The sequence below is a fragment of the Streptomyces chiangmaiensis genome (assembly GCF_036281785.1).
In the GTDB taxonomy this organism is placed as follows: domain Bacteria; phylum Actinomycetota; class Actinomycetes; order Streptomycetales; family Streptomycetaceae; genus Streptomyces; species Streptomyces chiangmaiensis.
Window position 1 is genome coordinate 1 of sequence record NZ_JAYWVC010000226.1, and the last position, 12,131, is coordinate 12,131.

The following is a 12,131-nucleotide window of genomic DNA, read 5'->3' on the forward strand; positions in this document are numbered from 1 at the left end:
AGGAGGCGATTCCTCACCGGCATAAACGCCGGTGCATCCTCGCCAGACGCGAGGTGAACATGCGTTCGGCAGGAATCGCTTGCCTGGTGATCCCTTTCATCTGGTTCACTCATCAGCTACTTCGAAGTGGGAGCGAATATGGGCACCACGGACCGAAACCTTCATGCCGATGTGCTCGTGATCGGGTTCGGTAAGGGCGGGAAGACGGTGGCGGCGACGATGGGCCGGCTCGGCAAGCATGTGGTGCTGGTCGAGCGGTCGGAGAGGATGTACGGCGGCACCTGCCCGAACGTCGGCTGTGTGCCGACCAAGGCTCTTGTCCACCATTCCCGCAAGCGTCGTCCGGAGGACGTGGCGCAGGAGTGGTACGAGCGCTCCGTCAGCGAGGTGCAGACGTTGACCAAGATGTTCCGCGGCGGCAACTACGACGGGCTCAACGGCATGGACACCGTCACGGTGATCACCGGTACGGCCGCGTTCACCGACCCGCACACCGTGAGCGTCGAGTCCGGCGACGGCCGCCTGACGATCACCGCCGAGACGATCCTGATCAACACCGGGTCCGAACCGATCGTCCTGGACATCCCCGGTCTGCGGGCCAGCCAGTACACCGTGACCAGCACTGAACTGATCGACACGACGATCCTGCCGGGACGGCTGGCGATCATCGGAGGCGGGTACCTCGGCCTGGAATTCGCCTCGATCTACGGGCAGTTCGGATCCCAGGTCACTGTGCTCGAGGCAGCTCCGAAGATCTTCGGCCTTGTGGACGACGACGTTGCCGCTGTCGCCGAGGGCATCCTGGTGGATGAAGGCATCGAGATCGTCGTCGGTGCGCACGTCACGGAAGTTCGTGACGGCGAGACCTCCGCGACCGTCGTCTACGAAAAGGACGGCCGACAGCACACCCTGGAAGCCGACGCGATCCTGGCCGCCACCGGCCGCGCACCGGCCACCGGCGGCCTGGCGCTGGAAGCCGCCGAAGTGCGCACCACCGAGCGCGGCGCGGTCGAGGTCGATGAACACCTGCGCACCAGCCAGCCGCACATCTTCGCCCTCGGCGACGTCAACGGCGGGCCGCAGTTCACCTACATCTCCCTCGACGACAGCCGTATCGTCCTCGACCAGCTCATCGGCGAGGGCAAGCGCTCCACCGCCGATCGAGTCGCCATCCCCCACACCGTCTTCATCACCCCGCCACTGGCGACCGTCGGGCTCACCGAAGCCCAGGCCCGCGCGGCCGGGCACCGGGTGAAGATCGCCAGCCAGCCGGTCGCGGAAATCATCGCGATGCCGCGCGCTTACATCGTCGAGGACACCCGCGGGGTGATGAAGTTCGTGATCGACGCCCAGACCGACGAGATCCTGGGCGCCGCCCTGCTCAGCGTCGACGCGCAGGAACTGATCAACACCGTCGCGCTGGCCATACGGCACGGCATCAGGGCGGCCGAACTCCGCGACGCCGTCTATACCCATCCCACCTCCACCGAGGCCTTCAACGACGTCCTGGCCACCATTGTCCGAGCCGACACGTAACAAGGCTTCCGACGTGCAGCCGTCCTGCAGGCGTGTGGCCCGGGAAACGTTGGAGGGCCGCGCGGGTGCGAGTCTTCCAGCGGCTCCGTGAGCGCGACGGTGAAGGCTCGGCACTGCGACGAGCGGTCCGAGCGGGAATTGTCGTGCCCGCAGTGGTCGCCATCGCCCTGGAGTTCGTCGGGAACCCAGAGCTTGCTCTCTTTCTTCGCGGCGTTCGCCGGATTCGCGACACTGCTGTTCGTCGAATTCGCCGGTCCCATGCGCGCACGGCTCTCGGCGTAGGCTGGCCTGGTGCTCGCTGGAGCCGTTTGATATGCGAGAACTCCGACTCCAGTACCACCTCTCCGCATCTACGGTACGCGGCCACCACCGACGAGGGGGGACGAGGGCTCTTGCTCGTGGCTCAGCTCGCCGACCGGCGAGGAACGCACTACACGTATGCGGGCAAGGTCATCTGGAGGGAACAGCCGTTGCCGTCGGGATCACTCGAGGCAATACCGTGCGCGACCGTGTCTTCCCGTCATCTGCGACAACGGGACGTGTGATCTTGTACGCCCATCCGCGCAAGTGAGTGCCTCATGGACGATAGGACGCGACTCAAGCGTGTGGCACAACTATTCAGAACATTCCGCGGCTATCGTCGCAATATCGGGAAACAGGCAAGGAATCACAGAGGAGCAGCACCGGAGAAGCCCAGAAAAAATCCGCAAAGAAGTAGAAAAACCGCGCCAGGTGAGCGATTAAGGAACTCTCCCGGCACGCACCAGCTCGTCCTTATCAGCGAAGTGGTGGTACAGCTGCGACTTGCTCGTACCGCTGGCCGCCCTCACGTCATCGAGGGTGACGGCATGGACGCCGTCGACGTGAAAAAGCTCGGCAGCCGCTTCCACAATTCGTGACCGAGTCATTGCGCCGCGCGCCGCAAGGCAGCGCTTTTGCCGAACAGCTTCCGATTCCGCCATAGTGGAAACGTCACTATAGGAAAACCTGCTGTCGGCTGGGCCACCGCTCAGCTTCGTGCCCCTCCGCAGCAAGCCAGTTGCACCACCTGCTCCGCGGCAGATACCGGCCGATCAGCTTCGGCCGCCGCACTAGTTGATGTTGTCTCGCTCGACGATTCCCGGGGAGCGGCAGATGGACGCATCGGACGAACTCCTTCAGAGGACTACCCCATCGGCTTTCTTGACCCTGGACGGTGTCATCCGCTGCCTCAACCCCGCGATGGCCACGGCGCTGGGCAGGCCGTGGGAACAGTGTGTAGGTCGCGCCTTCAGTGATCTCTTGCCCGACAATCAGCGCGTTTCGGCTGAGAGCCTGCTGACGCACGGGGCCACGACGAAGAGGCTTGCGATGCGTGTGCTGGAGTTCCCCGGGACGGGCGGAGCGTCTGTGGTCTGCCTTGTCGAGGCGCGACCGGTGGAGGATCCCGCAGGCGGTGAGCAGCTTGTGTGGGTGCATTCGTTGGACGCGGGAAACGACCTGGGTGCTCTGCTGATCCCGTTCGGGTTTGCGGCCAGGTCCGCCGGCCTCGGCCTGTGCATGTGTTCCCCCCATGAGCACCGGGTGGAGTGGCTGGGCGGCGCACCTGCTCTGGCCGCACTTTTCCCGCAGGCGTCGGTGTCCCTGTCCATGGTGATCCGGCGAGTCCACCCTGATGACCGCAAGGGCTTGCGGCGGCTGGTGCGCTCGGACGCCGCCGAGTCCCCCTGGATCAGGTCGCGGTTCCTTACCGAGCACGAAGGCTGGCGCGTTCTGGCCGGCCGGACCCGCCGGGTCAAGTTGGGGTATGGCGGTCCCGAACGGGTCTTGGGGATGATCCGCGACGACACCCAATTGGAGGCGCGCCAGAAGGAAATGCTGGACGCGGTGAGTGCTGAGCGGCAGCGCGCCGAAGAGATCGCCGCGTTCTCCTCCGCCCTGTTCACCGCCGCCACCGAGCAGGAGCTGCAGCAGGTCGTCCTGACCCGGCTGGCCGCGGCCTTCGGCGGCATCGGCGTTCTCTTCGCGGTCGTCGACGACGGGCGCCTGCGGGTTTCCTCGGATGCCCGGATTCCCACGTGGCAGGCCGACGCTCTGCACGGCCTGTCGCTGGATGAGGAGCGCCCGCTACCCCGTGCGATCCGCACCGGTCAGCCACAGTTCATCCCCAACCAGGAGGAATTTGCTCGTCGTTGGCCGCACGAAGACAGTTTGCCCTTGCCGCGGCCCGGCCCCGATGTCGCCATGTCGATCATCCCTCTCAGCCCGGTAGGCGACCGGCCACTGGGGGCCTGGGCGGTGACGTACGACAGTGAGCGCCCTCCGTCCCCGGAGGAGCTCGCCTTCATGACTACTTTGGCCGAACTGGCAGGCCAGGCACTGCGGCGCATCAGGTTGCAACAAGCACACGTCGAGCTGTCCACGGCGCTCCAACAGAGCATGCTCCCCACACTGCCCAAGCGCCTCCCGGGTTTGGAGATCGCCGCCCGCTACCAGCCCAGCCGGGACGGGCTGAATGTCGGCGGAGACTGGTACGACGTGTTCTGCTTGCCCGACGGTGCGGTCGCACTGGAGATCGGCGACGCCCAAGGGCACGACGTGGATGCCGTAGCTTTCATGGGGCAGGTGCGGTCGTCCATACGCGCGATCGCCGCCCACGAACCGGAGCCGGGCACCGTGCTGACACGCACCAACGAGCTGCTCGTCACCATGGATGCACCACGCTTCGCCAGCTGCACCATGCTGCGTATCGATCCGCGCGACGGGCAGGTCATCGGCACCAGCGCAGGCCACGTGCCGCTGCTCTTCGCACGAGACGACGGGAGCCACGGCATCCGCACACTTTCCGGCGGGCCGGTCCTGGGAGTCGTGCCCGAGGCCGACTACCCCGAGGAGGCCTTCACGCTGGAAAAGGACACTGCGCTGATCATGATCACCGACGGCGTCGTCGAAGGGCCGGGACTTACGCTGGAAGCCGGACTGGAGCGAGCGGGAACGCTGGCCGGCCAAGCCCTCCACGACCGACTCGACGTCGAGGCGACGGCAGACCAGATCCTCGACGCCGGAGTCGCGGTGGATCACGTCGACGACGTGGCCGTGCTGGTCATCCGACGCACATGATAGTGACAGTGATGACGGCCGCAGGAGCTGAGCCGGCGGTAGCCTGACGACCACGCGGTGGCGGTCGGTGAACCCTCTTCGGCGTCCCAGCCGTTCACTGGACTCGCTGCCTTTGCGGGCCATCCGCACCGGCCATCCGCCTACCGTGCAGCAGCCGGTCCGCAAGCCGGGCGTGCTTCAAGGATTGCACAGCCCCGTCACAGTCGCTGACTGCAAGCGGAGAAAGCCTCTCCCCCTCACCCCACCTCGGCTCCGACGCCGGTCACCGTGCACCGCGTCAATTCCCGAGTTTCGTGGAGACCTTCCTACGCAGCCAGCTCCTCGGTGAAGCCAGCCCAGTAGTCTTGTTCGTAGTCGATCGGGCTTTTCCAATCGCACACGCTGTGTAGCCGACGTGCGTTGTAGAAACCGAGGATCCACGCCAACCGGGCGGGTGGCACCAGCAGGGGCTCGATGCGCGTGTACGGCAGGCAGCCGCCCTTCAGCGGCGCAGCGTCTGCGAGGGCGACTACCCGAATTGCTCCCAGCGGCCCTCACCCCTGATCTTGGACACACGCGGTACTGCGACCGCGTCCTCGGCTGCCAGGGGTGGGCACGGGTCGTGTGCGTGTCAGGGTGTCGAGGCCAGGTCTTGTTCGACCCAGACCAGCTTGCCGCCCGTTGCGGAGCGGAAGCCCCACCTGCGGGACATCTGGGCGACAAGGAACAGGCCGCGGCCGTTCTCGTCGGTGATGCGGGCATGGCGCAGGTGCGGGTAGCAGTTGCCGGCATCGAAGACTTCGCAGGTCAAGACGTGATGCTGGATGAGTCGTAGACGGATCGGGCCGGTACCGTGCTGGATGGCATTGGTGGCCAGTTCACTGACGATCAGTTCCGTGGTGGGTACGAGATCTTCCAGCCCCCATTCGCTCAGCTGACGGGAGATCATATGCCGGGCGGTGTGGACGGCGGCCGGCTCGCACGAAAGGTCCCAGGAGGCGACCTTCGTGGGATTGAGTGTGTGGATCCGGACAAGGAGCAAGGTGACGTCGTCGGATGGTGTCTGAGTCGACATGGTCTCGGTCACTTGGGAGCAGAGGTCTTCCAGGGGCCGACCGGGTTGCGCCAGGGTGGCGCCCAGTCGGTGCATGCCGACGTCGAGGTCATCGTCACGGGACTCGACCAGGCCGTCGGTGTAGAGCGCGAGCAGGCTCCCCTCCGGCAGTTCCACTTCCACGGTGTCGAAGGGGACCAGGCCGAGGCCGAGGCCGAGCGGGGCTCCGGCTGGCAGGTCGGGGAAGGTGACCTGGCCCTGCGGGTCGATGATCGCCGGTGGGACGTGCCCGGCCCGGGCCATCGTGCACCGCCCGGTGACCGGGTCGTAGACGGCATACAGACAGGTGGCGCCGACAACGCCGGGGGCTTCGTCCAAGCCGTCGGCGTCCTCATCGGTCAGGTGCCGGACGGTGTCATCGAGGTGCGCCAGTAGTTCGTCGGGCGGCAGGTCCAGGTCCGCGAGGGTGCGCACCGCGGTTCGGAGCTGGCCCATGGTTGCCGCGGCGTTGATGCCGTGTCCGACCACATCCCCGACGACCAAGGCCACCCGAGCGCTGGACAACTCGATCACATCGAACCAGTCACCCCCGACGCCGGCGTCCATGTCGGCTGGGAGGTACCGCGAGGCGGCCTCGACCGCGAAGCCTCCCCTCAAGCGGTGGGGGAGCAGGTTGCGTTGGAGCGCGAGGGCCGCGGTGTGTTCGCGAGTGTATTGGCGGGCGTTGTCCAGGCACAGCGCGGCCCGGATGACGAGTTCCTCGGCGAGGAGCCGGTCATCCTCCTGGAACGGCCTGGGGTCCTCTGTGCGAATGAACACCGCGACCCCCAGCATGGAACGCCGCGCACGGATGGGCACGATCATCAGGGAGTGCATCCCGTGCTCACGGATCAAGATGGCCCGCGCTGGGTCGCGGTCGAGCCAGGTTCCGGCCGAGGTGTCCAGCACCGGTTCCAGGTGGGATCTTCCCGTGCACAAGACGCTGGTGAAGGGCGAGTCCGGGGGGAGGAAGACCTTCTCTGTGCGCGCCCACGGTGATTCTGGGGCCCCTGGGATGGAGGCCACACCGGCGCGGCGAAAGACGGGTGTCCGCCCGCCGTTGGAGTCGATGTGGGCCAGGGGCTCTTCGCCCATCGGGATGGACTCCACCAGGTCCACGGTGGCGTAGTCGGCCAGCAGGGGCACGGCAAGGTCGGCCAGTTCCTGTCCGGTCTGCATGATGTCCAGGGAACTGCCGATACGCGTGCCGGCCTCGCTGAGGATGGCAAGGCGCTCGCGCACCTGCTGGCTGCCGGTGACGTCCACGTGCATACCGCATACCCCCAGCGGCCGGCCGTCTGCGTCCTGCAGGCAGAAGAACGAGGCCGAGAACGCATGCTCCCGGCGCGGATCCGACGGCGGCCACCCCCGGAACTCGTGGACCGCGGAGGTGCCGCTCTCCAGCACCTGCCGCATCACTACCTCAAGTGCTTCGTTCTCGAAACCGGACTTTACATCCGTCAACAGGCGTCCGAACCGCTGGTCGCGAGGAACGCCGTCGACGCGCTCCAGGGTGTCGTTGACCCAAGTGCAGCGCAGCTGCGGATCACGAACGACGATGCCGATCGGTGCGCGGGTGAGGAGCGATTCCCGCACCGATCCGTTCGTCGCCCCCGAGGAGAAAGCGCCTATGTTGGTCACGGATACCAACCCCCGGACCGCTCCGTGCTGCCCATGCAGCAGGGATATCCGCAGACACAGGTTGAGCGTGTGCCCGTCGCGGTGGCAGACCGCCACGGTACCCGACCAGCCACCGAGGGCACGGCACTGCTCGGCAAACGCTGAAACCCGCAGCACGTTCTGGGAAGGCGGCAGCACGGCTACGGCGGACCGGCCCACCACGTCCTCAGCCGGATACCCGACAAGCCGCTCAGCGTCCGGCGTCCATGCCAACAGCGTCCCCTGCTCGTCGATCATCGCTATCGCCGCGTCGAATATCTCGCGGGGGTTCAGCGGTTCCTCGCAGGGGTTCAGCGGTTCAACGGGTGTCGTGTGGTCAGTGCTCATCGCGGTTCATCCCATCGGGTACATAGGTCTGCGCAGCGTCGGTATGGGCGGTGGTAAACCGGTCCGCGGGACGGCTGGGGCGGCAGCAGGACACCACGGCCGCCAGGATCAGGCCCCGGTGCCAGCCGTGGTGAAGAAGCGCGGTGAGGGCCGGGGCTGAAGATCGCCTTGGCACGGCGGAGCCGTCCCGCGTCGTCCGATCGTGCTCATTGTCCGGATTTCCTTTGCGCGCGACCTCAAGGTTGCCTCCGTAAGTTCCTGGACGGAGCCTCGAGAACGTTGGACTTCTGGGCGGCCCCCTTTGCTTTGCGGCGGGCTAGCCGTGCTCTAGCCACGGTTGCGCCACGGATCGCCCATGGGGCCCGTGGAGGTCCCGGGTGAAGTCCCTGGGGTGCGTGCCCGGGGCCTGCGGCGACTCGGTCGTACGCAGAGCCGCGGCCTTTCGATGCTCAGCGACACCACATCGAACACTCCGCGGCGTACACACCATAGAACGCACGGTAAGCGTGATCGGGGTGGGAGACACCGAGGCCACGAGATCGCGGGCGTGTCTGACCGCCCCCGGCGGCCAGCCATGCCACCTCTCGCCGTCCCGCAGGTCCGCCGGCCGCAGTCGGCGGGGTATCGCCACGGACGGTGAGGGACTTCCGCATCGGTGCAGATTCGGCGATCCCTGCCGCACCAAAAAGCCCTCGTCACGAACGCGGGCAGCTCTGCTGCTTCCTCAAAACCAGGACGACCCGTTCCTTGCGCAGGTCGAATCTGCTTGGGCGCACATAGTCAGCGGAGAAAAGAAGAGCCGAATTTTTGCTCTCCGGGCCCGCAAGAAGGCGCCTAACATCTTGAATGTACCGACCTGGCACGTCCGACTTCGAAAGCCCGGTTGCTTTTCCTTTTCTCCGGAAATGGCTTCATCGGCGTCGATTTTGATGCGGCGCGAAAACGCGGGTCCGCCATCGATCGGGAAATAGCGCTGGGCCGACGCGGTCGCCGCAGGGGGTGGAGGGCTCACCGGAGCTCTTTGCGGGAGGTGATGCCGAGCTTGCCGAACACGTTGTGTAGGTGCCACTCCACGGTGCGGGGGCTGATGAACAGCTGGGTGCCGATCTCCGTGTTCGTGTGCCCCTCGCGGGCAAGCCGTGCGATGTGCGCCTCCTGGGCGGTGAGCGCATCGCGTGGTTCGGCCGTGGGTTTGCGCACCGTCTCCCCCGTGGCCAGCAGCTCGCCACGGGCGCGCTCGGCGAAGGCATCCGCCCCCATGCGCCTGAACACCTCGTAGGCTTCGCGGAGGTGTTGGCGTGCATCCACTCGCCGGTTGTTCCGGCGCAGCCACTCGCCATACAGCAGGCGGGCGCGGGCGAGCTGCACGGCGATACGGCTACGCCCCAGTCGCTCGATCGCCTCGCGGTAGAAGGCATCGGCGGCCTCCCCATCGCTGAGCAGCGCGCGTGAGCAAGCCTGGGTGCCCAACGCCCACTCGGTGCCGCTGGCGCGTGTTCGCTCCTCAAGCCGCTGCAAAGCCGCAGCGGCGGCCTCGCGCCCCCCGCTTCTCACGCCCGCCTCGATCAGCTCGACCAGCGTCAAGCCGAGGATCCCGAGATCGTCATATTCAGCCGCCCGCTGGGCGGCAGGCAGCGCCGTGGCGTAGTCGCCAAGGCCGTTGTACAGCACCGCGGTCGCATACCCGACCCAACCGAGCAGCCTTCCCTCGCCCCGCATCGTCGCGTCGTGGGAACTCGCATTGATCAGTTCCAATGCAGGGGCCGGGTGACCGCGCCAGGCTGCAAGGACAAGAGAAGCGAATCTGGCGTGCGGGCTGCCGGTGGCCTCGGCGATGGCATTAGCCTCGTCAATCAGCGCCGACGCCTCGGCGAACTCTCCGGCCAGCACATGAAAGCACGCACGGTAGGCGAACGCCGCGGGAAGGACGCCGAGGGTACCGGCGTCACGAGCGCACTTGACCGTGCGGGTGGCCAGCTCATACCACGTCTCGTCGTCCCACAGGTCGCAGGCGACGGGTTCGGGTGTGACACGGCACGTTGTCCACAGCCAGCGGATGCCGTTCTCTTGGCCGCTGTCCTCACGGCGAAAGGCGCTCAACGCTCGGTTCAGCGGTGGCACGGCGGCCGCATAGCCGTCGATGAACCGTGTTGCCATGCCGGCCACGAGAAGATCGACCGGCCGCGGCGACGTAGGTGACGCCGGCAAGGCCTGGGCGCTCTCAGCCACCTCTGATACAGCGTCAGAGCTGATCCGGCCGGCGTAAACCGCTGCCGTAAACGCTTCGAGGTAAGTCTCTCGCGCCAGGACGGGATCGAGCGGCTCAAGAAGTTTGGCCGCGTGCAACAGCAGCGGCGGAGCCTCACCCCCGCGGCTTTGGGCGAAGGCGATCTGCCCGCGCAGCCGCTCCAGCCGGGCATGCTGCCATTCGTCCAACGGACCCAACTCCGCAGTCGTGGCCAGCTCGTACGCCGCGTCAGGCGCCGAGGCATTCAGCTTTGTCTGAGCGGCCGCGAGCGCGCGGGCTGTTCGCCGGGCTGGATCAGGTGTCAGCTCGGTCGCCCGCGTCAAGAACGCCGCCGCCGCCGCGCAGCCGCCGCGGGCTTCTGCCCGCTCAGCCGACTGCTCCAATTCGCTGGCCACTGCCTCGTCGGGACCCAGTGCCGCGCGGGCACGATGCCACGCCCAGCGATCAGGGTCGAGCTGCGGGTCAGTTGCCTCGGCCAGCGCGCAGTGCACAGCTCGGCGGTCAGAAAGTGCCGCGTCCCGGTAGACCGCCGAGCGCACAAGCGGATGACGGAACCGTACCCGGGTACCCAGGTCCAGCAATCCGGCGCTCTCGGCCGGTGCCGCCGCCTGCGCCCCGATCTCAAGCCGCTCAGCCGCACGCCACAACAAAGGAACATCGCCGACCGGCTCGGCCGCCGCCGTCAACAGAAGTCTTTGCGTCTGCGGCGGAAGCAACTTCACGCGCGCCAGGAAGCTCTCTTCGATACGGCTCGCCATCGGCCAGGCATCAGGCAGGTGGAACCCACCGGCCAGCTGCGCCGGTGTCAATCCACGAGGCCACTCCAGCAGGGCCAGCGGGTTGCCGTGTGTCTCGGCCACTACCCGGTCCCGCACCTGCGCGTCCAGCCGCCCGCCGATCACCGACGCCAGCAACGAACGTGCATCGTTGTCGTCGATCCCCGCAAGCACCATCTCTGGCAAACCAACCAGGCCGCCTTCGTCGATCTCACGCGCCGCGAACACCAACAAGACCGGATCGGCCAGCAACCGCCGACCGACGAACGCCAGAGCCTGCACGCTGGCCTGATCGAGCCATTGCACATCATCCACCAGGCACACCAGCGGTTGCTCCTGTGCGACTTCGGAAAACAGCATGAGAACGCCCATGCCGACCAGGAAGCGATCTGGCGAGTCCCCCGCACGCAAACCGAACGCAACCCCCAGCGCATCTCGCAGCGGGGTCGGCAGTGCCTTCACCTGGTGCAGCATCGGGAAGCACAGTTGATGCAAGCCGGCGAATGCGAGCTCCATCTCCGACTCGACACCCCCGGCACGCATGAGGCGGCACCCCGACGCCTGCCCCGCCAAGTAGTCAAGCAGCGCCGACTTGCCGATCCCCGGCTCGCCACTGATCACGAGTGTGCCGCTGTGTCCCGATCGCGCCTCGGCGAGCAGCTGATCGAGCCTTCGGCACTCGATAGTCCTGCCGCGCAGCATAGGGAGCCTCCGTGATCCATTTTACGCCTGGGCCACCTGCCGACAGCGCCCGAAAACCGTCCGGCGCACCGCATGCCCCTCATCACAACCATGCACGTCACGGGCATTGGCGGACACCTGAGAGAGATCAACGCAGCCGCATGTCCTCTGCCGACTCTGTTGTTCAATTGCGGAGGGTCGCGGAAAGACGCTGGAGAGCCATGCCGGGGTGCCCACAACGGTGTGGCGTCGCACACTCAGCGAACTGAGCGACGGCGCTGTCCGGCACCATCCGCCCGGCGACAGCTCACGCACCAGATCGCACGGCCACCCGTCAAAGGTGCGAGCGGCGTCGCAGGAGGCCGCCGAAGGAGGAGGGTCCCGGCACCCGCGGCCAGCGGGGCGGCGGCCGCGCCGACGAGGCGGGTCGCGTCCCGGGCGGAGGCGGCGGAGCCGGTCGCGGCCAGCGACACCGGGGCGAACCTGCAGACTCGGCAGCCCGCACGACGAGGTCGGTGACGGCCTCAGGGGGGACACCATGCCGACTGCGTCGCTCGCACCGCAGCAGCATTGAGCACTTCGGCACCCGCCGGTACTGCGGCGGCTGGTCCGAGGCCAAAGCCCGCAACACCGTGTTCCTGGAGATCGCCAGCTGCCGGGCTCTTGCGGCCTGCGCCACGGGAGAGCTGGTGGATCCGCGCGGTCGCGCTGC

Annotated in this window: 6 protein-coding genes and 1 pseudogene; 4 read left to right on the forward strand and 3 right to left on the reverse strand. The window is 67.0% G+C overall.

Going from position 1 to position 12,131, the window contains the following annotated elements; all coding sequences use genetic code 11:
• Positions 1-138: 138 nt before the first annotated feature.
• Entirely contained in the window at positions 139-1,536 is a 1,398-nt protein-coding gene (locus tag VXC91_RS37045) for an FAD-dependent oxidoreductase (protein WP_329511744.1), read from the forward strand.
• A 308-nt stretch (positions 1,537-1,844) separates the two neighbouring features.
• Positions 1,845-2,081: pseudogene (locus VXC91_RS37050) on the forward strand (ATP-binding protein); the annotation flags it as partial.
• Positions 2,082-2,276: 195 nt separating this feature from the next.
• Here VXC91_RS37050 and VXC91_RS37055 read toward each other — a convergent pair.
• Positions 2,277-2,498, reverse strand: coding sequence for a TetR/AcrR family transcriptional regulator (locus VXC91_RS37055; RefSeq protein ID WP_329511745.1), 222 nt, complete (start codon positions 2,496-2,498; stop codon positions 2,277-2,279).
• Positions 2,499-2,670: 172 nt separating this feature from the next.
• Between VXC91_RS37055 and VXC91_RS37060 the strand changes: the two genes are divergently transcribed.
• On the forward strand, positions 2,671-4,635 hold the full coding sequence (locus VXC91_RS37060) for a SpoIIE family protein phosphatase (RefSeq protein ID WP_329511746.1): 1,965 nt from the start codon (positions 2,671-2,673) through the stop codon (positions 4,633-4,635).
• Positions 4,636-5,245: 610 nt separating this feature from the next.
• On the opposite strand, the gene VXC91_RS37065 is transcribed toward VXC91_RS37060, so the two are convergent.
• Positions 5,246-7,714, reverse strand: a complete 2,469-nt coding sequence (locus VXC91_RS37065) for a SpoIIE family protein phosphatase (protein WP_329511747.1) — start codon at positions 7,712-7,714, stop codon at positions 5,246-5,248.
• Positions 7,715-8,722: 1,008 nt separating this feature from the next.
• On the reverse strand, positions 8,723-11,440 hold the full coding sequence (locus VXC91_RS37070; protein WP_329511748.1) for a helix-turn-helix transcriptional regulator: 2,718 nt from the start codon (positions 11,438-11,440) through the stop codon (positions 8,723-8,725).
• A 494-nt stretch (positions 11,441-11,934) separates the two neighbouring features.
• Here VXC91_RS37070 and VXC91_RS37075 point away from each other — a divergent pair.
• Positions 11,935-12,131 (forward strand): hypothetical protein (locus VXC91_RS37075; protein ID WP_329511749.1); only part of this gene is annotated, 197 nt, incomplete at its 3' end.

Excerpts from the sequence above, each read along its gene's own strand:
- VXC91_RS37045 (WP_329511744.1), top strand. The coding sequence starts at position 139 with ATGGGCACCACGGACCGAAACCTTCATGCCGATGTGCTCGTGATCGGG.
- VXC91_RS37055 (WP_329511745.1), bottom strand. The coding sequence starts at position 2,498 with ATGGCGGAATCGGAAGCTGTTCGGCAAAAGCGCTGCCTTGCGGCGCGC.
- VXC91_RS37060 (WP_329511746.1), top strand. The coding sequence starts at position 2,671 with ATGGACGCATCGGACGAACTCCTTCAGAGGACTACCCCATCGGCTTTC.
- VXC91_RS37065 (WP_329511747.1), bottom strand. The coding sequence starts at position 7,714 with ATGAGCACTGACCACACGACACCCGTTGAACCGCTGAACCCCTGCGAG.
- VXC91_RS37070 (WP_329511748.1), bottom strand. The coding sequence starts at position 11,440 with ATGCTGCGCGGCAGGACTATCGAGTGCCGAAGGCTCGATCAGCTGCTC.